The 20,376-nt window shown below is 72.7% G+C and carries 19 protein-coding genes and 1 pseudogene; 12 read left to right on the top strand and 8 right to left on the bottom strand.

What is annotated here, in order from left to right:
• Positions 1-183: 183 nt before the first annotated feature.
• Positions 184-282, top strand: a pseudogene (locus KVT45_RS56230) (transposase); the annotation flags it as partial.
• A 167-nt stretch (positions 283-449) separates the two neighbouring features.
• Here the strand turns inward: KVT45_RS56230 and KVT45_RS12905 are convergent.
• Together KVT45_RS12905 and KVT45_RS12900 are read right to left on the bottom strand one after the other, a co-directional pair.
• The gene (locus tag KVT45_RS12905) at positions 450-905 is read right to left on the bottom strand and encodes a DUF6114 domain-containing protein (protein ID WP_217547063.1); all 456 of its coding nucleotides are present in this window, start codon (positions 903-905) and stop codon (positions 450-452) included.
• Positions 905-1,603 carry a DUF6230 family protein gene (locus KVT45_RS12900; protein WP_217547062.1) on the bottom strand — a complete coding sequence of 233 codons (699 nt, stop codon included), beginning with the start codon at positions 1,601-1,603 and terminating at the stop codon, positions 905-907. The genes KVT45_RS12905 and KVT45_RS12900 overlap by 1 nt, the downstream gene beginning before the upstream one ends.
• Positions 1,604-2,209: 606 nt before the next feature.
• On the opposite strand from KVT45_RS12900, the gene KVT45_RS12895 reads away from it, so the two are divergent.
• Positions 2,210-2,854, top strand: coding sequence for a Tat pathway signal sequence domain protein (locus KVT45_RS12895; RefSeq protein ID WP_217547060.1), 645 nt, complete (start codon positions 2,210-2,212; stop codon positions 2,852-2,854).
• Between the two features lie 17 nt (positions 2,855-2,871).
• Here KVT45_RS12895 and KVT45_RS12890 read toward each other — a convergent pair whose 3' ends face one another.
• Positions 2,872-3,843, bottom strand: a complete 972-nt coding sequence (locus KVT45_RS12890) for a lytic polysaccharide monooxygenase (protein ID WP_217547058.1) — start codon at positions 3,841-3,843, stop codon at positions 2,872-2,874.
• A gap of 466 nt (positions 3,844-4,309) precedes the next feature.
• Between KVT45_RS12890 and KVT45_RS12885 the strand changes: the two genes are divergently transcribed.
• Both KVT45_RS12885 and KVT45_RS12880 read left to right on the top strand, forming a co-directional pair.
• Positions 4,310-4,957: a ScbR family autoregulator-binding transcription factor gene (locus tag KVT45_RS12885; protein WP_217547057.1), complete on the top strand. Its 648-nt coding sequence runs from the start codon at positions 4,310-4,312 to the stop codon at positions 4,955-4,957.
• Positions 4,958-5,011: 54 nt separating this feature from the next.
• The gene (locus KVT45_RS12880) at positions 5,012-6,169 is read left to right on the top strand and encodes a damage-control phosphatase ARMT1 family protein (protein ID WP_217547055.1); all 1,158 of its coding nucleotides are present in this window, start codon (positions 5,012-5,014) and stop codon (positions 6,167-6,169) included.
• A 48-nt stretch (positions 6,170-6,217) separates the two neighbouring features.
• On the opposite strand, the gene KVT45_RS58395 is transcribed toward KVT45_RS12880, so the two are convergent.
• Positions 6,218-6,313: a cytochrome P450 gene (locus tag KVT45_RS58395; RefSeq protein WP_368857550.1), complete on the bottom strand. Its 96-nt coding sequence runs from the start codon at positions 6,311-6,313 to the stop codon at positions 6,218-6,220.
• 226 nt (positions 6,314-6,539) lie between these two features.
• Here KVT45_RS58395 and cyc2 point away from each other — a divergent pair, with 226 nt between their 5' ends.
• Positions 6,540-8,702 carry a germacradienol/geosmin synthase Cyc2 gene (cyc2, locus tag KVT45_RS12870; protein ID WP_217547053.1) on the top strand — a complete coding sequence of 721 codons (2,163 nt, stop codon included), beginning with the start codon at positions 6,540-6,542 and terminating at the stop codon, positions 8,700-8,702.
• A gap of 59 nt (positions 8,703-8,761) precedes the next feature.
• On the opposite strand, the gene KVT45_RS12865 is transcribed toward cyc2, so the two are convergent.
• Positions 8,762-9,595, bottom strand: a complete 834-nt coding sequence (locus KVT45_RS12865) for a hypothetical protein (protein ID WP_254646699.1) — start codon at positions 9,593-9,595, stop codon at positions 8,762-8,764.
• A 69-nt stretch (positions 9,596-9,664) separates the two neighbouring features.
• A complete protein-coding gene (locus tag KVT45_RS12860; RefSeq protein WP_217547051.1) occupies positions 9,665-10,399 on the bottom strand; it encodes a hypothetical protein in 735 nt (244 codons plus the stop codon).
• A gap of 88 nt (positions 10,400-10,487) precedes the next feature.
• On the opposite strand from KVT45_RS12860, the gene KVT45_RS12855 reads away from it, so the two are divergent.
• The 4 genes from KVT45_RS12855 to KVT45_RS12840 all read left to right on the top strand — a co-directional run bounded on the left by KVT45_RS12855 (position 10,488) and on the right by KVT45_RS12840 (position 14,375).
• Positions 10,488-11,372 carry a LysR family transcriptional regulator gene (locus KVT45_RS12855; RefSeq protein WP_217547050.1) on the top strand — a complete coding sequence of 295 codons (885 nt, stop codon included), beginning with the start codon at positions 10,488-10,490 and terminating at the stop codon, positions 11,370-11,372.
• A gap of 91 nt (positions 11,373-11,463) precedes the next feature.
• Complete coding sequence (locus KVT45_RS12850; protein ID WP_217547048.1) at positions 11,464-12,018, top strand: PDZ domain-containing protein; 555 nt, start codon at positions 11,464-11,466, stop codon at positions 12,016-12,018.
• Positions 12,019-12,234: 216 nt separating this feature from the next.
• Positions 12,235-13,365 carry an aminopeptidase P family protein gene (locus KVT45_RS12845; RefSeq protein WP_217547047.1) on the top strand — a complete coding sequence of 377 codons (1,131 nt, stop codon included), beginning with the start codon at positions 12,235-12,237 and terminating at the stop codon, positions 13,363-13,365.
• Positions 13,366-13,427: 62 nt separating this feature from the next.
• Positions 13,428-14,375: an aminoglycoside phosphotransferase family protein gene (locus KVT45_RS12840; protein WP_217547045.1), complete on the top strand. Its 948-nt coding sequence runs from the start codon at positions 13,428-13,430 to the stop codon at positions 14,373-14,375.
• A gap of 48 nt (positions 14,376-14,423) precedes the next feature.
• On the opposite strand, the gene treZ is transcribed toward KVT45_RS12840, so the two are convergent.
• Positions 14,424-16,169 (bottom strand): malto-oligosyltrehalose trehalohydrolase, encoded by a 1,746-nt coding sequence (gene treZ / locus KVT45_RS12835; RefSeq protein WP_217547043.1) that lies wholly within the window; start codon positions 16,167-16,169, stop codon positions 14,424-14,426.
• Positions 16,170-16,344: 175 nt separating this feature from the next.
• Here treZ and KVT45_RS12830 point away from each other — a divergent pair, with 175 nt between their 5' ends.
• From KVT45_RS12830 to KVT45_RS12820, 3 genes are all read left to right on the top strand, one after another.
• The gene (locus tag KVT45_RS12830; protein WP_217547042.1) at positions 16,345-16,896 is read left to right on the top strand and encodes a DUF1707 and FHA domain-containing protein; all 552 of its coding nucleotides are present in this window, start codon (positions 16,345-16,347) and stop codon (positions 16,894-16,896) included.
• A 140-nt stretch (positions 16,897-17,036) separates the two neighbouring features.
• Complete coding sequence (locus KVT45_RS12825) at positions 17,037-18,404, top strand: M14 family zinc carboxypeptidase (protein WP_217547040.1); 1,368 nt, start codon at positions 17,037-17,039, stop codon at positions 18,402-18,404.
• Positions 18,401-18,817: a subtilase-type protease inhibitor gene (locus tag KVT45_RS12820; protein WP_217547038.1), complete on the top strand. Its 417-nt coding sequence runs from the start codon at positions 18,401-18,403 to the stop codon at positions 18,815-18,817. The genes KVT45_RS12825 and KVT45_RS12820 overlap by 4 nt, the downstream gene beginning before the upstream one ends.
• 48 nt (positions 18,818-18,865) lie before the next feature.
• Here the strand turns inward: KVT45_RS12820 and KVT45_RS12815 are convergent, their stop codons facing one another.
• Positions 18,866-20,125, bottom strand: coding sequence for a M14 family zinc carboxypeptidase (locus KVT45_RS12815; RefSeq protein WP_217547347.1), 1,260 nt, complete (start codon positions 20,123-20,125; stop codon positions 18,866-18,868).
• Positions 20,126-20,376 lie beyond the last annotated feature (251 nt).

Raw genomic sequence — 20,376 nt, 5'->3', positions numbered from 1 at the left:
CCGGTTCTGCGGCCCGGGAAGCAGGGCCTGCCCATAACCGGTGGAGCCGGGATGCGGCGGGTCGCCGAGAGGCGGTCGGCTGGTAGGACTCCGCCAGGTCTTCCTGTCGGCCGTGCGGCGAAGTCGGCGTTATTCGTGGCTGATGTGTTCTCCGAGGTGCCGCGGAATGAGTCGACCCGAGCGGTCGACGACGTGTCGTTTCCCGAGGACGGCCGGAGGTCGGTCGGCGTCGCGCCTCAGTACCGCGGTTCGCCGGGCAGACAGGCGAGCTGTCAGGTGGCGGCCGGCGGGCACGCGGCCACTGGTACCGCCGGAGGCGGTGGCCGGTGCCGGCTAAGGGCAGAACGCCGACTTCCGGGACGGTCTGACCAGCAGGGGAGAGCGGGTGCCGGCCTCCGCACATGCAGAAGAGGCGGACCGAAACTCGTCGGCCCGTCTCATCCGCTGCTTCAGGCAGGCTCTCCCGCACCGTCCCCGAAGTCCTGCGCCGCAGCCCGCGCGGCCTTGCGCCGCTTGCGCCGGCTCACCCGCGGCTCCTGGTCCGGCAGCCAGCCGAAGATCATGCAGCTGCCGACGGCCCCGAGGGCGAGGCCGACGAAGAAACCGCCCAGGTTGGAGGTGACCCAGCTGCCCAGGGAGCACAGCATGCCGAGGATGGAGTAGAAGAGGCGCTGCGAGGGGCTGAAGAGGGTCAGCAGGCCGCACAGCATCATCACCACCGGCAGCAGATAGCCCGCCACACCCTGCACGCCGACGTGTATGACGACCGTCAGCGCGGCCTTCTCGGTGAGCAGGATCCACCCGCCGCCCAGCGTCAGCAGCAGCCCGCCCCAGAACGGCCGACGGGCCCGCCAACCGCGGAAGGCGGGCCGCCACCCCTGATGTGGAGTGTCTGTGCCGGACATCAGCAACCCGTGTCGCTGAAGCTGAGTTTCAGGCCGGGAAGCGTGAACGTCCCTGCGGTCGTCTTGTAGTTGGTCTGCCGCAGGTTGTCGATGTGCACGGTGTCGGCCTGCTGGCTGAAGACGCCCGCGGGTCCCTGGACCCCGGCCTTGTCGAGCTGGCTCGCGTCGTTGCCGATCTCGATGTTGTTGAAGGACGCGTCGCCCGACAGCAGGGTCGAGTCGGTGGTCAGATCGGTCGCCTCCACCTTCGAGGAGCCGCTGCCCGCCTTGATGAGCAGGTTGGTGCCGCCGAGGTCGACGCTCTGGCACAGGCTGTCCAGAGTCGCCTTCTTGATCGCGGAGGTGACGACCAGCACATCACCGCCGGTGTCACCGGCGTTCGGGCTGCCCGGGATCATGTGGTCGAGCGCGCCGAACTGCTCGAAGCCGGTGCCCTGGAGTGACTTGGCGGTGACCGTGAAGGGCATGCCGGAGATGAAGAGCGTCACCCCCAGCACCCCCTGCGCGGTGAAGATCGCGAGGCCGGCGGCGGCCAGGGTGGCCGGTATCGCCATCACCGCGGCACGGCGTGCCCGGACCCGTCCCCGTCTCGGTGTCCCTCCGGTACCCCCGGTGGTGTCTGGTGTTTCGGAAAGAGAACCGCTTCCCGGGTTCTCAGGCGTGTTGTCGGCGGACGGAACGTCCGGGGACTCGGCCATGTCTGCTCCCATGCATTAGTCACGCGGGTTGGGCTTCAGTGGCACGTTGTCCTGGCGCGGACAGCGGCTGCCGCGCACGCCTCCTCACAACTCCCGGCGGGCGCAAGGGCTTTCTCGTTACGCAGCAGTAGCCAAGCCGCAAGTTACCGGCGGTTACTTTTCAGGGTCAAGACAGTTGTGAAAAAAGGGTGTTGAATTCGCGTCAATTAAGTTCCGACCATGCATTCCCATGATCGATTGCCCAACTCCCTTGATCAGCCTTGACGTTGACGGGTGATCAGGTCTACAACTCTCCCTGGTTTCCTTCGGATCCGTGGCGCCGGATCCGCCGAGCGGTATCGACCGCTTCCCGGCCTCTTCGATCACCGCTCCGCTCGCGGCGTCGGTACGGTCGCTTCCCCCCAGGGATCGTGCCCGACCGCCCTCGACCGGCCCGGTCGGAGGCCTAACCCCCCCAGGCTTTCGGCCGGTCCGGCCTGGCTGCCGTTGCCGGCCCGTCACGTACGGAGAAGGCGTGACGAGCCGGCAACGGCCGGCGCTGCCTACGCGCCCCCCATACCCCCCACCTCACCTCACGCAAGTCCCCCAAAGAAAGAGGCAACCCGCATGCGTACGCGATCCCTCCTCGCCCTCGCCGGTACCGTCGTCGCCCTCTCGGTCGCGGCCACCGTTCCCGCCTCCGCCGACGGCGCCGTGCTCACCACGGGCAGCGCCGGCGGAACCGCCGTCGCGGTCGGCGACACCCTCAGCGCGTCGCTGGCCAGCGGCACCACCGCCACCCTCTACTCCAGCGCCACCAGCACCAGCGGCATCACCTGTGCGGCCTCGACCTTCACCGCAACGGTCACCGACAACCCCGCCGCCTCCGGCACCGCCACCGAGTCGGCCACCGGGCAGACCTTCAGCAGCTGCACCAGCAACGTGACCGGCGTGACCGGCGTCTCCAGCATCACGGTCGACAACCTGCCGTACACCACCTCGGTCGCCTCGGGCGGCGGCGTCACCGTCACCCCGGCGGGCGGCACGACCATCCAGACCACGGTCAAGCTGACCACCCTGCTGGGCAGCATCACCTGTGTCTACCAGGCCGCCAGCCTGACCGGCACGAGCTCCAACACCGACAACAGCCTCGCCTTCAGCAACCAGGCGTTCGCGAAGTCCTCCGGCTCCATCCTCTGCCCCTCCGCCGGCTACTTCACCGCCAAGTACGCCCCGGTCACCGACAACGGCGCCGCCGTCTTCGTCAACTGACCTTGTTACAAAGGCCGTTAGCGTCGACGCAGACGCAACGCCAGGGCGGCGCCGCCGGTGAGCACCAGCACCGCGGCGGCGCCGCCCGCCACCAGTGGCGCCGACGGGCCCGAACCGGGGTCCGTGTCGGAGGCCACGGGAGTGCTGTCGGCGGCGGTGGTTCCGGTCGTTGGGGAGACCGGGGTCGCCGTCGCCGTCTGCTGTGCCCGGGCGGCGACGCTCGCCGAGGCGCCGGGGGCCGGCGTCGCACTCGGCCGCGACTTCGCGCCCGCCGTCGCCCCGCCGCCCTTCTCCGCGGCCTTCCCTCCTGCTGTGTCCGTGTCCTTGCTCGCGTCCTTGTTCGCGGCCTTCTTCGCCGTGAACACCACGTCGGAACACGAGTAATAGGTGTCCGGCGTGCTGCTGGTCTGCCAGATGGTGTACACCACCTGACGGCCCGTCCGGTCGGCGGGCAGTGTCGCGCTGAAGTGGTACGCCCCGTTCGTCAGCGGCGGGTCCTTGATCTCCGCGAAGGGCTGCGCGGGCAGCTCGGACCACGTCAGCTTCTTCGCCGGGTCGTAACCCTGCTTCGTCAGATACAGCTTGAACGTGCCGGAGTGCGCGATCGTCGCGGCGTACGTCATCGTCATCCGGGCGCCCGGTGTCAGTTCGGTCGCGGGCCAGTCCGCGCGCGCCAGGTCGAGCCCCTTGTACGCCGGCAGATTGCCGCTGCACAACCTGCCGTCCGGAATCACCTGCCGGTCACGGCCGTCGACGCCCGCCACCCGCACGTCGTCCCACGCGACGAAGTTCTGCCCGCTCGCCGCGATCGCCGCCTTGCAGGCCGCCGTGGCGGCGCTGCCGCCGCTGGGGGAACAGCCGTAGGCCCGGCTGACGGGATAGGTGGGCGCGCCGTGCGCCTGGGCGGACACCGCCGCCCACGACAGGAGCAGAAGCGGGGCCGCGGCGGCGGCTCCCATGACTCTCAGGCGGGCGGTCGTCCGGGTCATCCGGGACGTCTCCTCGGCGGGCGCGGGTACGGGGTCTGCTGGAGTGAGTACGGGAATCGGGGCCGCACTGTTCAGCGCGCTCGATCGCAGGGCCGGTCGAAGTGTGCGGCACCGACCGGCTCGTCCGTTTTGCTGACTTTCCAGGCGCCATTGAGAACCAACCGTCCGGCTCGTATCGTGGCGATCACCGATGGCCGCCCGGCCGCCCGCATCGCTTCCGGATATCGGCGCGAACACGAGGGAGGGGCGCGTTCTGATCTCGTCCGTTTGTGCACTGCGGACCCTCGTTCGCATGGTCGCACGCGCGACTTGCCCATGTCCGCCGCCAGGTCCGCGCAGTTGCCTCCCGCTGCCGCACGGTGAGCTATCGTGTGCACGGGGTAAAAAACAAACCGCATGCCCCGTCGGTTTGGGAGCCGTGAAGCCCCGAAACGCAGTCGTGGAGCCGTGAAGGAGTGTCGAGTCGATGGCGAGGCAGTTACGCGCGGAGCAGACCCGCGCCACGATCATCACGGCCGCCGCCGACCTTTTCGACCGGCACGGCTATGAATCCACCAGCCTGAGCGAGATCGTCGAGCACGCGAAGGTCACCAAGGGGGCGCTCTACTTCCACTTCGCCGCCAAGGAGGACCTGGCGCACGCCATCATGGAGCTCCAGTCCCGCACCTCCAGCCAGTTGGTGAGGGAGATGGACAGCCGCGGCTACTCCTCGCTGGAAGCCCTGATGCGCACCACGTTCGCGATCGCCCGGCTCTCCGTCGACGGCCCGATCCCGCGCGCCGGCCTGCGCCTCGCCACCGCGGACGTCACCGTACGGCCACCGCTCAGGCATCCGTTCACCGAGTGGCTGGAGTTCGCCACACGCAAACTCGTGGGCGCCGTCAAGGAGTCCGACGTACACCCGGACATAGACGTCGGCGCGGTCGCACACTCCCTGGTCTGCTTCTTCGTCGGCACCCGGGTCGCCGGCCGCAACCTGGAGCCGGTGGGGCGACTGCCGCGCAGGGTCGCCGAGATGTGGCACCTGATGATCCGCGGTCTGGTCCCGGTGCACCGGCGGGCCCGCTATCTGACCCTCGCCACTCAGCTGGAGCGCGAGATCAGAACGGCGTGACAGGCGTCCCGCGGTTCGGCGGAGCCGGGCAGCCCGCGCGATAGCGTGGCGCCCATGCCCGACTCCGCCGCCGCGCCCGTGATCCTCGGTACCTCCGGCCCGTTCCCGCACAGCGTGCTGGCCGAACGGCACCCCGCGATCATCCGCCAGGTGCGGGACGCCTTCCCGTACGGCCCCGCACAGCACCGCGCCCTGGACGCGCTGCTGCGCAACTGCACCGAGGGCGTGATCGAATCCCTGCCCGACGACGCGAGCGGCTGGCGGGACTGGGGCCTGGACGCCTATGTCGGCCGGTCCTGGTTCGACGTGCCATGGCTGTGGTCCGAGAGCTACTTCTACCGCCGACTCCTGGACGCCGTCGGCTACTTCGGCCCCGGCCCCTGGCAGGGCATCGACCCGTTCCGCCCGTTCAAGCTCGCCGAACTCGACGCCAAGGAGACCGACGAGGAACTGGCCGCGCTCGACGACCTCGACGGCGACCCGGACCGGGCCCTGCTGCACGGCTCCCTCTGGGGCAACCGCGCCGACCTCGGCTTCCGGCTCTCCGCCGCCGAGTCGGGCGAGGCCGTCGCCGCCCTGGTCGCCGACGACAGCAACGCCCTGTGGCCGCTGCTCCACGGCGGCACCCTGTGCCTCGTCGCCGACAACGCGGGCCGCGAACTCGTCCCCGACCTGCTGCTGATCGCCCACCTCCTGGACACGGGCCGCATCGCACACGCGGTCCTGCACATCAAGCCCTACCCGTACTACGTCTCCGACACCACGACCGCCGACGTGCTCGACGCCCTGCGCAGGCTCACCGCCGCCCCGGGCGCCTCCGCCGGGTACGGCCGTACCCTCTGGTCGGCGATGGCCGACGGCCGCCTCACCGTGCGCGCCCACCCCTTCTCCTGCGCCCCGCTGCCGTATGCCGAGATGCCCGGCGACCTGCGCGCCGAGTTCGCCTCCGCCGACCTGACGATCTTCAAGGGCGACCTCAACTACCGCCGTCTGGTGGGCGACCGGCTCTGGCCGCCGACCACCCCCTTCGCCGACGTCACCGCCTGGTTCCCGGGCCCGGTGGCCGCGCTGCGCACCCTCAAGTCCGATGTGATCACCGGGCTCTCCGCGGACACCGAGGCGGCCCTGGACGCGGCCGAGGCAGAGCGCTGGCGCACGGCCGGCACCCATGCCCTGATTCAGGTCAACCCGGGTACATCGGCAGCGACTTGAACCCGTTGATGCAGTTCGCGACGCATCTTTCGGCCGGGCCGGCGGGCTTCAGGACCGGGGCGGCGCCCGCGCGTCGAGAGTGCGCAGCCGGAGCCGGGCCAAGCGGGCGCCCAGGCAGACGTGTGGCCCGTCCCCGAAGGGCACATACGGGTTCGGCGCACGGGTGAGGTCGAGCCGAGCTCGGCGCAGGCCCGCCCGGTTCGGTGTCCCGCGCGGCGGGGCCGGGCGGCCGGGCCGGCCGCGGTGCGGAAGGCCGTCGAACGCCACAAGGAGCGGCCCGAGTTCCCGGATTCCGCCGTGGTTCACGCGATGGTGTGATCATGTGCCGCGGGGCGGATGGCCTTTGCGGCGCGCGGGTAGGGCCCCGGCCATGACGCAGCCGTTCGAACTCCCGCACTTCTACATGCCGTATCCCGCGCGGCTCAACCCGCATCTGGAGGAGGCCCGGGCCCATTCCACCGAGTGGGCCCGCGAGATGGGCATGCTGGAGGGCTCCGGGATCTGGACCCAGGCAGACCTGGAGGCACACGACTACGGCCTGCTGTGCAGCTACACCCACCCCGACTGCGACGGCCCCGCCCTCTCGCTGATCACCGACTGGTACGTGTGGGTGTTCTTCTTCGACGACCACTTCCTCGACATGTACAAGCGCACCCAGGACCGCGCCGCCGGCAAGGCCCATCTCGACCGGCTCCCGCTGTTCATGCCGCTCGACCTGGCGACGCCCGTGCCGGAGCCGCAGAACCCGGTCGAGGCGGGCCTCGCCGATCTGTGGGCGCGCACGGTGCCGTCGATGTCCGTCGACTGGCGCCATCGCTTCGCGGTCGCCACCGAGCACCTGCTGAACGAGTCGATGTGGGAGCTGTCCAACATCAACGAGGGCCGGATCGCCAACCCCGTCGAGTACATCGAGATGCGCCGCAAGGTGGGCGGCGCCCCCTGGTCCGCGGGGCTCGTCGAGTACGCGACGGCCGAGGTGCCCGCGGTCGCCGCCGGCTCGCGGCCGCTCAGGGTGCTGATGGAGACCTTCGCCGACGCCGTCCATCTGCGCAACGACCTGTTCTCCTACCAGCGCGAGGTGGAGGACGAGGGCGAGAACAGCAACGGCGTGCTGGTTCTGGAGACCTTCTTCGGCTGCACCACCCAGGAGGCCGCCGACGCGGTCAACGACATCCTCACCTCCCGCCTCCACCAGTTCGAGCACACCGCCCTCACCGAAGTCCCCGCCCTCGCCGTCGAGAAGGGCCTCACCCCCGACCAGACCGCGGCGGTCGCCGCCTACACCAAGGGCCTGCAGGACTGGCAGTCCGGCGGTCACGAATGGCACCTGCGCTCCAGCCGCTACATGAACCAGGGCGCCCTCCCGTCCTCCCCCTGGCAGCACCTCACCGGCCCGGGCACCTCCGCGGCCGACGTCGGCGCCCTGCTCGCCGCGGCCGCGGCGGAGCGCCTGCGCGCCTACTCCCATGTGCCCTTCCAGCAGGTCGGCCCCTCCCTCCTGCCCGACTTCCACATGCCGTACGAGGTCGAGGTCAACCCGAACCTCGACGCCGCCCGGCCCCGGCTGACCGCCTGGATGCACGCCACCGGCATGCTGTCCGAGGGCGTCTGGGACGAGGACCGGCTCGCCGCCTCCGACCTCGTGCTCTGCTCCGCCGGCCTCGACCCCGACGCCACCCCCGAGGAACTCGACCTCAGCGCCCAGTGGCTGGCCTGGGGCACCTATGCCGACGACTACTACCCCCTCTGCTTCGGCACCCGGCGCGACCTGGCCGGCGCCCGGCTCGCCACGGCCCGCCTCTCGGCCTGCATGCCCCTCGCCGACGAGCCCGTGCCCGTGCCGGCCACCGGCATGGAACGCGGCCTGACCGACCTGTGGGCCCGCACGACCGCCGGGATGAGCCCCGAGGACCGGCTCGCTCTCAAGCAATCCGTCGACGTGATGACCGAGAGCTGGCTCTGGGAGATGTCCAACCAGCTCCAGAACCGCATCCCCGACCCGATCGACTACCTGGAGATGCGCCGGGCCACCTTCGGCTCCGACCTCACCCTGAGCCTGGCCCGCCGCGGCCACGGCCCCGCGATCCCCCCGGAGGTGTACCGCAGCGGCCCGGTGCGCTCCCTGGAGAACGCCGCCATCGACTACGGCATGCTCGTCAACGACGTCTTCTCCTACCAGAAGGAGATCCAGTACGAGGGCGAGCTGCACAACGCAGTCCTCGTCGTCCAGAACTTCTTCGGCGCCGACTACCCGACCGCGCTGCACGTCGTACATGACCTGATGACCCAGCGGATGCAGCAGTTCGAACATGTCGTCGCGGGCGAACTCCCGGTCGTGTACGACGACTTCGAGCTGTCGGCCGAGGCGCGCGAGGCCATGGACGCCTACGTCCGCGATCTGCAGAACTGGATGGCCGGCATCCTGAACTGGCACCAGCGCGTCGACCGTTACAAGGCGGACCACCTCGCCCGCCGGGCCCACGGCTTCCTCCCGGACCGCCCACCGCTCGCCCCGGCGCTTCCGCTCGGCTGACGGGGCGCTGGACGGGGCGGCCCGCGGGTCGGTCGGCGGCGCTCGTCCGGCCCGGGCTCCTACAGGAGGGCGGTGTGCAGATGCCGGGCGCGCTCGGCCTGCGGCAGGTCGCCCAGCCGTTCGAACTCCCCGGCCAGCCAGAGCAGCGGCGACAGGTCGAGCTCCTTTCTGCTGCCGGGCCGCAGCAGCAGGCTCTGGTCCAGGCAGATGTCGTCCAGCCGGCGGATCAGTGCCACCCGGGCGAGCTCGGTCATCCCCTGCTCGGCCGCCAGCCGGGTCCAGGTGGACAGCGGCTCGTCGGCCGGGTCGCCGGACACCTCGTGCCGTACCGATTCCCACAGGGGCGGCCGGGGGTGCGGGTCGAGCAGGTCGTAGGCGCAGCCCTCGTCCGCGTTCAGCAGGAGGAAGTCGGGCTCGGTACGCAGCAGGGCCGTGTGCAGCATGCCGAGCAGCTCGACGGGGGAGCGGTCGGACAGGCCCAGGGCGGTGCGGAGTTCGGCGCGCTCGGCGTCGAGGCCGTGGTACTCCCGGATCTCGTCCTCGATCTCGGCCACGCGCGCGAGGATCTTCTCCTCGCCGTCCGCCGGGGACAGACTCAGGAGGTCACGCCAGCCCGGCAGGCCGATCACGACCTCCAGGGCCTCGTCCACGGACGACCCTATGATCCCGGCCGAGCCTTCCGAGTCCGCGTACAGCAACGAGCCGTCCGCGCACACGAAATACGTGCCGCCGGTGTCGCTGCCCGCCACCGCCTCCAGAGAGCCACCGGAGGCGAGGCGGACCGGCTCGGCATGGCCGTGGGCGGCCCGGTCCAGGTCGAAGTCGAAGGGGAACGCCGCCAGTTCGGCCAGGCGGCGGTGCTGCCGGAGCAGCCGCAGGCAGTGATCGGTCATGTCGCAGAACGTAACAGCCGCCACTGACAACGGCCTCCGGCCACGGCGGGGACCGGAGCGGCCCCGGCCTCACACCGATGCGCGCACCCGCTCCGTGGCATGTGCGACCGCCGCCCGGGCCAGCGCCCGGATCACCGGATGCGGACGCGAGCCGTCACCCGACAGCTCCGGCTGGAAGAGCGTGGCCAGGAAGAAGGGGTGGCCGGGCAGTTCGGCGACGCGGACATGGCCGTCCTCGTCGTGCCCCGACAGCCGCAGCCCGTGCGCGCGCAGGGTGTCGAGGTGGCGGGAGGGGCCGTACGAGCAGAAATAGCGCTCGACCGTGCGCCCGGAGCCGATCGCCGACTCGGCCAGCGTGCCCGGCTCGACGCGCACCGCGGCCTCGTGACCCACCAGCGAACAGGCCAGCGGCTCGATGAGGAGGTCCTCGGCGTCGGGGTCGTTCTCGGCGTGCGCGACCCGGGTCAGGCCGCAGACGTCGCGGGCGTACTCCAGGAGCGCGTGCTGGAAACCCCCGCAGGTGCCCAGGAAGGGGATGCCCTCCTCGCGGGCGGTGCGGATCGCCCGCAGCACGCCCGCCTCGCTGCGGTACGGGCTGCCCGGCAGCACCCACACCGCGTCGAAGCCGTGCACCGCGTCCGCGTCCTCGGCGTCCTCGGAGGGGATCCAGTAGGCGTCGAGCACCAGCCGGTCGCGCTCGGCCAGTGCGTCGAGCAGAAGCGGGATCCGGGTGTGCGACACGACGTTGGGGGAGCGGTCCCCGACCAGGGCGATCGTGGCGGTCCGAGCTGCGGAGTTCGTCATGGGGCTCATCCTGGGCGCCCGCTCCGGTTCACGTCCAACGATGATTGCTGGACTCTCGATAAGCGTCACTGATGCGATCCTGTGCGGCATGGACCCGCACCTCCTGCGCACATACGTCACCGTGGCCCGCCTCGCCTCCTTCTCGGAGGCCGCGCGCGAGCTCGGCTACACCCAGTCCGCGGTCTCCCAGCACATCGCCGCCCTCGAACAGGACCTCGGCGCGCCTCTGCTCACCCGGCGTCCGGTGACCCCGACGGCGGCCGGTGAACGGCTCCTGGAACACGCCGGAGCGTTGCTGCTGCGCCTGGAGGCGGCCCGTGCGGACGTCGTACGGATGGCCGCCGCACCCGCGCCGGGCCTGACCCTCGCCGCCACCCCGACCGCACTCGGCCCCGCCGTCCTCGCCGTGCTCCCCGTCGCCGGCGTCACCCTGCGCGTCCTGCCCCGCGACGGGATCCCGGCCGCCGTCGCCACCGGCACCGCCGACCTGGGCCTGCTCGACGGCCTAGCCGCCCCCAGCGACCCCCTGCGGCTGCCCGACGTGGCCCCCCTGAGCACGCACGGCGTCGGCGAGGAGCCCGTCGCCGTCCTGCTGCCCGCCGGGCATCCACTCGCCCGCCGCCCCGGCCTGCGCCTCGCGGACCTCGCCGACGCCCGCTGGCTCGACGCCCCCGACGCGGCCCCGCCGCTGAGCCATTTGCGCACCGCGACCGGCGGCGGTGCCTTCCGCCCGGCCCTGCGCTACGACGGCTCCGACGTCCGCACCCTCACCGCCCTGACCGCCGCCGGCCACGGCCTCACCCTGCTGCCCCTGCGCACGGCCACGGGTGTCCCCGGCACGGTCGCCGTCCCCGTCACCGCACCGCGCCTCGTCCACCGGGTGGAACTGGTGTACGGCGGGACACCCACGGGAGCGGCGGCGGACCTGGTGGCAAGCCTTCTCGACGGCGCCCGTGGTGCAGGTGGGGGCTGAGGCTTCCCGTGGCTGACCCAGGGTCAGTCTCACTCGTTCGTGTCTCGTCGCGCCCGCGTGCGCCGGGTAGGGCTCGGGGTGGAGGCGAACCATGGAACAGACCGCATTGCGTCCCAAACCGATCCCCGGCCAGGAACGCGGGGACGACCCCCCGACCGACCCGGTCCGGCGCCCGCACGCCGCGCGCCGCCGCGGCCGCCGGATCAGGACCCTGCTGTTCGGATCCCTGGTCGGCACGGTCCTGGTGCTGTCCGGGATCGGGCTGGGCACGGTGGGCGCCACCGTGATCGGCATGAGCAAGCTGGCCGAACTGCGGCAGCAGGCCCCGTCGACGAAACCGAGCCCCGCACCCCCGGCCACCCCCACCCCATCGCCGACGGCAGCCGCGACCCTGGGGGTGGAGGCCGTGGACGCGGAAAAGGTGGGCGCACTGGTGGTGGGCGTCCATGTGCCGGGGCCGGGCTACTCCGCAGGGCTGGTGCGCGGCGACGTCCTGCTCCAGTTGGGCGCCAGCCGGATCGACAGCGCGGCCGACCTGGTCCGGGCCGTGGCCGACGCCCGCCCGGGAAAGGAGGTCAAGCTCACGGTCCGGCACGCGAGCGGGGGGTATCAGCAGCTGACTGTGGTGCCGGGTGTCGTCATCTGAGAACACCCGCACGGACGCGCCCCAAAGGGGCGCGGGGCTGTATACATGTGCGGCTCCGCCGCGTGGGCGCGACCAGCCCCCACGCACCCCGCACCGGCGCACGACCGCAACCCGCAGCGGCGCCTCTGCCCAAACCGGCTCGCGCGGCCACGCCGCACCCGGCAGGATGCATGCCGAGGCCCGTACAGCCACCTCACCCGCGCAAGGAGGCCCTGGATGACCGGCACCACGCCCGCCGCCCCCTTCGATGCCGCCGACTACAAGTCCCGCATGACGCGCGCAGCGCACACCGCGGCGGACGCCGGCCTCGCCGGCCTCCTCATCGCCCCCGGCCCCGACATGGTGTGGCTCACCGGCTACACCCCCACCGCGGTCACCGAACGGCTCACCCTCCTCGTCCTGGCCCCCGGCAGGGACCCCGTCCTGATCGTCCCCACCCTCGAAGCCCCCGACGCCGAGAAGGCCGACGGCGCGGCCGTGCTGTCCCTGCGGGACTGGACCGACGGCACGGACCCCTACGCGGTGACCGCCGACCTGCTCGACAGGTCCGGCCGGTTCGGTATCAGCGACAACGCGTGGGCCATGCACCTGCTGGGCCTGCAGAAGACACTCCCCGGCACGTCCTACGCCTCCCTCACCGACGCGCTGCCCATGCTCCGCGCCGTGAAGGAAGCGGCCGAGCTCGAACTCCTCGCCGCCGCCGGAGCGGCCGCCGACGCGACGTTCGAGGAGATCCGCAAGGTTCCCTTCGCCGGCCGCCGCGAGTCCGACGTCGGCCACGACCTCGCCGACCTGCTGCACCGCTTCGGCCACGACCAGGTCGACTTCACCATCGTCGGCTCAGGACCCAACGGCGCCAACCCGCACCACGAGGTCGGCGACCGGGTCATCCAGGACGGCGACATGGTCGTCCTCGACTTCGGCGGCCTCAAGGACGGCTACGGCTCCGACACCACCCGCACCGTGCACGTGGGCCCGCCGACCGCCGAGGAGCGCGAGGTGCACGACATCGTGCGCGCCGCCCAGGAGGCCGGCTTCCGGGCCGTACGCCCCGGCGCCGCCTGCCAGGAGGTCGACCGGGCCGCCCGCGCGGTCATCACCGACGCCGGGTACGGCGAGTTCTTCATCCACCGCACCGGCCACGGCATCGGCGTCACCACGCACGAGCCGCCGTACATGATCGAGGGCGAGAAGCAGCCGCTCGTGCCCGGGATGTGCTTCTCCGTGGAGCCCGGCATCTATCTGCCCGGCCGCTTCGGGGTGCGGATCGAGGACATCGTCACGGTGACCGAGGACGGTGGCCGTCGTTTCAACAACACCACCCGCGAGATGGTCGTCGTGGGCTGACCGACCCGGCCCGGAACCACCAGCTCGCCCCTACCCCATCCCGAACGGCAACGGCGCGATCCATGACCCAGGCACCGACTCCCACCGCGGACACCGTCCGCCGACTGGTCCGTTCGCTGCTCAAGGAGGGCGCGGGCGGAACCCCGGGCATCGAGGTCCGGCCCGTCGCGGCGGGCGGTGCGCACTACACCTGGTGGGTCGGCACCCGCCATGTGCTGCGCCTCGCCCCCGACCGGGACGCCGCCGTCCGCCAGCGCCGCGAACTGCGCCTGCGCGACCTGGTCCGGCCGCACCTGCCCGTCGCCGTCCCGGCCAGCGTCGCACACGGCGAGTGGGCGCCGGGGCTGACGTACACGCTGGACACCGTGATCCCCGGGGGTACGGCCGAGGAGCACGATGTCTCCGCGGTCGGCGAGGCGGACCTGGCCGGGCTGCTCACCGGGCTGCGCGAGGTGCCGGTACGGCAGGCCGAGACGCTCGGCGTGCCGCGCACCCCGCCGCGTTCCCTGGAGGCGCTGCGCCGCATGGCCGTGCCCGCCGCCGAACGCCTCGCCGCCGCCGACGAGTTCGACCCCGCCCGGCTGCTCCAGCTGACCCCGCCGGGCGCCGCCCAGCTCGCCGCCCAGCCCGGTACCGCCGTGCTGGCCCACCACGACCTCATGGGCGAGCACCTGGTGGTCAGCGCCGACGGCAGGGTGCGCGGCGTCCTCGACTGGACCGGCACGGCGGTGGGCGACCCCGCCGAGGACATCGCCGGGCTCGCCCTCGCGGTCGGCTCCGGCGCGGCCGTCCGCGCGGCCACCCTCGCCGGCTACGGCGCCCGCCCCTGCCTGCGCGGCCTGTGGCTGGCCCGCTGCGACACCGTCATCCGCCTCGCCGACCGCCTCGAAGGCCGTGACGACAGCCCCCTGCCGCTGCTGCGCACCCGACTGCGGCGCGCCTGGGAGGCGATCCTGCTGGAGCGGGTGACGGAACTGCGCGAGGACACCGAGGACGACGACGAGCTGTAGCGGGGGCGGCAGCCCGTCGGCCACGAGCCGTGCCGGGACGGCCGGTGCTCAGGCCTGGGTCAGTACCACGCACGACTCGCCCGGCACCCGCAGCACCCCGTCCGCGTCCGGTGCCGCCACGGTGTCCCACGCGGCCAGCACCTCCACCCGGCCCGTGCCGAGCGGGATCGCCGCGGGCTCCTTGCCCAGGTTCACCGCCACCCGCACGTCCCCGCGCCGGAACGCCAGCCAGCGTGCCGTCTCGTCGTACGCCACCTTGGTGTCGGCGAGATCGGGATCGGTGAGGTCCGGCCGCTCGTGGCGCAGCGCGACCAGCCGGCGGTACCAGGCCAGCACGCGCGCGTGCGGCTCGCGTTCCGGCTCCGACCAGTCCAGACAGGACCGCTCCCGGGTCGCCGGGTCCTGCGGATCGGGTACGTCCTCCTCGGCCCACCCGTGCGCCGCGAACTCCCGCCGCCTGCCGCGCCGTACGGCGTCCGCCAGATCCGGGTCCGTGTGGTCGGTGAAGAACTGCCAGGGGGAGCCGGCCGCCCACTCCTCGCCCATGAACAGCATCGGCGTGAAGGGCGCGGTCAGGGCCAGGGTGGCGGCACAGGCCAGCAGGCCGGGGGAGAGGGTCGCCGAAAGCCGGTCGCCCTGGGCCCGGTTGCCGACCTGGTCGTGGGTCTGGGTGTAGCCGAGCAGCCGGTGCCCGGCCACCCGTGCGCGGTCCAGCGGGCGGCCGTGCCGGCGGCCGCGGAAGCTGGAGTACGTGCCGTCGTGGAAGTAGCCGCCGGTGAGCGTCTTGGCGAGGGCGGCGAACGGGGCGCGGGCGAAGTCGGCGTAGTAGCCCTGGGACTCGCCGGTCAGCGCGGCGTGCAGGGCGTGGTGGAAGTCGTCGTTCCACTGCGCGTCCAGGCCGAACCCGTGCTCCGCGCGCGGGGTGATGACCCGCGGGTCGTTCAGGTCGGACTCGCCGACCAGGAACAGCGGCCGGCCCGACTCGGCCGCCAGAGCGGCCACGGCCGTCGACAGCTCCTCCAGGAAGTGGCACGCGCGCGTGTCCCGCAACGTGTGCACCGCGTCCAGGCGCAGCCCGTCGATCCGGTAGTCCCGCAGCCAGGCCAGCGCGCTGCCCAGCAGATACGCGCGCACCTCGTCCGACCCGGGCGCGTCCAGGTTCACGGCGGAGCCCCAGGGCGTCTGGTGCGTCTCCGTGAAGTACGGCCCGAACGCGGGCAGGTAGTTGCCGGACGGGCCGAGGTGGTTGTGCACGACGTCCAGCACCACGCCGAGGCCGAGTTCGTGGGCCCGGTCGACAAACCGTTTCAGCGACTCGGGGCCGCCGTACGGCTCGTGCACCGCCCACAAGGAGACCCCCTCGTACCCCCAGCCGTGCCGGCCGGGGAACGGGCACAGCGGCATCAACTCCACGTGCGTGACGCCCAGTTCCCGCAGGTGTTCGAGGCGGGCGGCGGCCGCGTCCAGGGTGCCCTCGGGGGTGTACGTGCCCACGTGCAGCTCGTAGAGCACCGCGCCCGGCAGTGCGCGCCCCGGCCAGGCGGCACGCCACTCGTGGCGTCCGTGGTCGACGACCGCGCTGAGCCCGTCCGGGCCGTCCGGCTGGCGGCGCGAGCGCGGGTCGGGCAGCACAGGGCCGTCGTCCAGGGCGAACCCGTACCGCGTGCCGTCCTCGGCGTCCGCCTCCCCGGTCCACCAGCCGGGCCGCTCCGGGTCGCGCTCCAACGCGCGCGTGGTGCCGTCGCAATGGAGCGTCACACGGTCTGCCTGCGGTGCCCACACCTCGAACTGCACGGACGGTCCCCTTCGTCTGGCTCCTCGTGAGGTAGTCCGTCCATCGTGCCGCGAAAGCGATCAGTCCGCTTTTGAATCCCGGCTTTCCCGGCGGGTGTCGCCGTACGTACGCGCGCGTGACGGCCGTTTCCCCGTTTTCTGGACACCCGGGGTTCACTGACCCAGAATCGGCAGCGTGACGTCGTCCTTCGAGTTCCACACCTACCCCGCGCGGCTGTCCGACGCGGAGCGTGACAAGGCGCTGAGTGTGCTGCGTGACGGCGTCGCCATGGGACGGCTGTCGCACGACACGTTCGTGCGCCGCATGGAGCTGGCGCTCGCCGCCCGCCGCGTCGAAGAACTCGCCGCGCTCACCGCCGACCTGCCCCAGGAGAGCCGCTTCGCGCGCGTGCTCTTCGGCACCGTCGAGGCCGTCTCCGGCTTCACCGTACGGCTGCGCCGGGCCTGGCAGGCCGAGCGGCTGCCCAAGCTGCTGCTGCCGCACCCGGGCAACGGCCACCCGCTGCGCATCGGCCGCGACCCCGCCAACGGGCTGCGGCTCAACCACGAGACCGTCTCCCGGGTGCACGCCGAACTCCGCCACCAGGGCGGCCTGTGGGTCCTGCGGGACCTCGGCTCCACCAACGGCACGACCGTGAACGGCCGCCGGGTGACCGGCTCCGCCGTCGTCCGCGAGGGCGACCAGGTCGGCTTCGGCCGGATGGCCTTCCGGCTCGCGAGCGACTGAACCCCGGGCAGGTCTCCCGCCGCCCGGACTGTCCTGCGCGGTGGCCGAAAAGTGTTTGTCCGTCGTGGTGTTGACGTACCCCTCAAGTCGTGACTGACTGTGCGTACACCATGCACACCATGTGAACCGACGGCACCGCATTGTGGAGGTGTGACCTGCCGCCCCTCCTCCGCTATCCGTCCGTGGACGAGCTCGCCTCGCGGGCGGCCGCGCTGGTCGCCGACCGCCCCCGGGACGCCCGGCTGCGCAGGGCGGGTGTCTCCCGCGCGGGCACGCCGATGTGGCTGCTTTCCATCGGTCACGGCGTCCGGCACGCCCTCGTCGTCGCAGGCCCGCACGCCAACGAACCCGTCGGCGGTGCCACCGTGCTGCGCCTCGCCGACCGGGTCCTCGCCGACCCGAGGCTCACCGAGGACGCGGACGTCACCTGGAACCTGCTGCTGTGCCTGGACCCCGACGGCGCCCGTCGCAACGAGGGCTGGCTGGCCGGGCCGTACACCCTGGGCCACTACTTCCGGAACTTCTTCCGGCCCGGCTTCCTGGAGCAGCCCGAGTGGCTGCCCGACGGGGCGGACGCGGCCGCACTGCCCGAGACCCGGGCGCTGCTCGACCTCCAGGACGAGCTGCGGCCGTTCCTCCAGTGTTCACTGCACGGCGTCGACGTCGGCGGCGGCTTCGTCGAGCTGACCCGCGACCTGCCGGGCCTCGACCGGCGCCTCGCGCACACCGCGACCCGGCTCGGCATCCCCCGCGAGCTGGGCGCCTACGACACCCTGTACTGGCCCACCCTGGGACCGGCCGTCTACCGCGTCCCGCCGCCCCGCCGGGGCGACCTGGCCGCCGCCCTCACCGAGGCCGCCGTCGAGTCCACCTGGTTCCACCCGTACCGGCACGGCACCGTCACCGCCATCGTCGAGGCGCCCATGTGGGGCGTGGCCGCCGTCCAGGACGGCACACCGCCCGCCGACCGGGACGCGGTGCTGCGCGCCGTCAGCCGGACCCTGCGGCGTGACACGGAGCTCCTGGACGGCGTCCTGGCCCGGGTCAGGACGCAGCTGTCCGCGGCGCCGGACGCGGCCCGGCTGCTCGCTCCGGTCGACGACTACCTGCTCGTCTGTCCCGGCCTCGCCGACGCCTGGGACCCGGACACGGACGCCGGCAGCGCCCGCCCGCTGCCCCCGCTCAGCTCGGCCCACCTGGCCGCCCTGCGCATCGCCGGGCGGCGGCTGGTCCTGCGCGCCGCCGGGCTGCTGCACCAGCTCCTGCGCAGCACCGGCCGTGACCCCGCCGCCGCCCTGCCCGACCTGGACCGGCTGATCGACACCTGGTGCGCGGACTACCACGACACCCTCGGTGCGCGCTGGATCCCGGTCGCACGCCAGGCCGAGTACCAGACACGCGTGGTCCTGAGCGCCTTCGAACTGGCGCACCGCCACGCGCGCGTGCGTGCTCGATCGGGTGAGTCGGGCTGGGGGACCGAGCCCGCCGTGCCGATGCACGGGGAATGACGCATCTCAGCAAAGCGACAGCGGCCGGCGGTGCCCTGCTGGTGGCCGCCGCCCTTCTCGCCGGCGGACCGGCCCAGGCTGCGCCGGGCGCGGCGCGTGACGGCGACTACCTGTACCTGACCGTCACCAAGGGCGACAGCCACTCCAGCGACACGCGTGGCACGCTGTTGCTGTGCGACCCGCCCCAGGGGCACTCCCGCGCGGCCGAGGCCTGCGCCGAACTCGACGCGGTGGGCGGTGACATCGCCCGCGTCACCCCGGCCAAGGGCGCGCTGTGCCCGATGGTCTACGCCCCGGTGACCGCCCAGGCGCGCGGGCAGTGGAACGGCCGGCCGATCGAGTACCGCGAGACGTTCTCGAACTCCTGCCGGCTGGCGGCCCTGACGGGTCCGGTCTTCGCCCTCGACGGCTGACCGGCCGACCCCGCGGGCGGCGTACGGCCCCCGGGCCGGCCCCGGATCTCACGCCGCCTGCTCACGCGCGTGCTGTGCGGCCGCCAGCACCGTCCGGGACTGGTGCTCCACCTGGCGTTCCAGCGGCACCCAGCGGGCCCGGAAACGCTCGCCGTAGGCCTCGCACCAGGAGGCCACCAGCTCCTCCAGCCGCGGCGCCGCGCGGTCGTCCGCCTCCCGCAGCACCCGCAGCAGCATCGACGCGGCCCGCAACGGCAGCCGCCGCCCGAAGGCGTCCACGCTGCCGACGTACGCCATCGTGGTGTCGACCGGCGGCCGCTGGATCCAGTCCTCGGCCAGCCCGGGTATCAGCCCCAGCGCCCAGCGGGCCGCCCGCAGCAGCGGCCCGTCCAGGCCGCTCAGGCCGTCCAGCCGGGGCAGCACCTCGGCCAGCACCCGCTCCACCTCCCGCGAGTCCTGCAGCAGCCGGCGCGCCAGCCGGCGCATCGCCGCCGCCGGCGCCGGGTGCGGCGCCGGGTCGTCGACCAGGTCGCTCGCCCACATCGGCACCTCGACCACGGCCGTCAGGCCGCCGTAGCGGTGCGCGTGGTACCAGGTGCTGTGCCGCGCGTCGTCCGGCATGCTCGGGTACGCCACCCCCGTCTCCGGACCGGGCATCACCCGCACCCCGGGCCCCGAGTGCGGCCAGCCCGCGGCGTCCGAGGCACCCGTCTCCACCGGAATGTGCAGCTCCGCCGCGGACTTGGCGAACGGCTCGGCGAGCCCCGGCACGTCCCTCGTCAACTGCACCCAGCTGCCGCCCAGATCGGTGCCGTGCAGCGTCACCTGGAGGTAGGGGCGCAGCTCGTCGATCACCCCGAGCAGGGCCCGGGTCTCGGGCGGCAGCCGGTCCGGCGGCAGCACCGACGGCGACCACTCCGGCTGCTCCGGGCCCGCCGGCCGGTAGAAGCCGAGGTGGTAGTCGAGCAGGCTGCGCGGGGCCGGGGTGACGTGCAGGCTCGCCCCGTCCGGGTCCGCGCACAGCAGGAAGTGCCAGGAGTTCTCCGCCCGCAGGTCCCGCTCGTGCAGCACCCGTTCGGCCAGTACCTGGAGGGTGCCGCCCCCCGTCGGCTCGTTGGCGTGGGCGCCCGCGACCACCAGCACCGCCCGCCGGGCGTGCCCGACGGACAGCAGGTGCAGCGGTCTGCCCGCGCGGGAGAGGCCGATCTGCCGCAACGTGCACAGGCCGGGCCGGTGAGCAGCCAACGCCCGGGCGGTTGCCACGAGTTCGGGAACACTGGGGTAACGCAGCTCCGGCAGGAGACTCACCCCCGACTTGTCCGCCCGGCTTCGCATTCCCCAGTCCCGCACGGCATAGGTGAACTGTCAAGAACCTCCCGGGGGAGGCTCCAGGGGGCGCCCGGAGGCGTATGGCGACGGCCGACGGGGCGGTTGGCGCCAGTTGGGGGTGCGAAGCCATTACGGGGCGCGGAACGACTCCGCGCGCCGATAACCGACGCGGTCCGCGCCCGGCGAGTTTCAGTAAATCGACGAATCGGCCACATATTCACTCGTACGAG

Source organism: Streptomyces sp. GbtcB6 (assembly GCF_019091475.1).
GTDB lineage: Bacteria > Actinomycetota > Actinomycetes > Streptomycetales > Streptomycetaceae > Streptomyces > Streptomyces hyaluromycini.
This window is presented reverse-complemented; position numbering and strand designations above follow the sequence as displayed.

Coding starts and splice junctions, on each gene's coding strand:
- KVT45_RS12905 (WP_217547063.1), bottom strand. CDS start 905: ATGTCCGGCACAGACACTCCACATCAGGGGTGGCGGCCCGCCTTCCGC.
- KVT45_RS12900 (WP_217547062.1), bottom strand. CDS start 1,603: ATGGCCGAGTCCCCGGACGTTCCGTCCGCCGACAACACGCCTGAGAAC.
- KVT45_RS12895 (WP_217547060.1), top strand. CDS start 2,210: ATGCGTACGCGATCCCTCCTCGCCCTCGCCGGTACCGTCGTCGCCCTC.
- KVT45_RS12890 (WP_217547058.1), bottom strand. CDS start 3,843: ATGACCCGGACGACCGCCCGCCTGAGAGTCATGGGAGCCGCCGCCGCG.
- KVT45_RS12885 (WP_217547057.1), top strand. CDS start 4,310: ATGGCGAGGCAGTTACGCGCGGAGCAGACCCGCGCCACGATCATCACG.
- KVT45_RS12880 (WP_217547055.1), top strand. CDS start 5,012: ATGCCCGACTCCGCCGCCGCGCCCGTGATCCTCGGTACCTCCGGCCCG.
- cyc2 (WP_217547053.1), top strand. CDS start 6,540: ATGACGCAGCCGTTCGAACTCCCGCACTTCTACATGCCGTATCCCGCG.
- KVT45_RS12865 (WP_254646699.1), bottom strand. CDS start 9,595: ATGACCGATCACTGCCTGCGGCTGCTCCGGCAGCACCGCCGCCTGGCC.
- KVT45_RS12860 (WP_217547051.1), bottom strand. CDS start 10,399: ATGACGAACTCCGCAGCTCGGACCGCCACGATCGCCCTGGTCGGGGAC.
- KVT45_RS12855 (WP_217547050.1), top strand. CDS start 10,488: ATGGACCCGCACCTCCTGCGCACATACGTCACCGTGGCCCGCCTCGCC.
- KVT45_RS12850 (WP_217547048.1), top strand. CDS start 11,464: ATGGAACAGACCGCATTGCGTCCCAAACCGATCCCCGGCCAGGAACGC.
- KVT45_RS12845 (WP_217547047.1), top strand. CDS start 12,235: ATGACCGGCACCACGCCCGCCGCCCCCTTCGATGCCGCCGACTACAAG.
- KVT45_RS12840 (WP_217547045.1), top strand. CDS start 13,428: ATGACCCAGGCACCGACTCCCACCGCGGACACCGTCCGCCGACTGGTC.
- KVT45_RS12820 (WP_217547038.1), top strand. CDS start 18,401: ATGACGCATCTCAGCAAAGCGACAGCGGCCGGCGGTGCCCTGCTGGTG.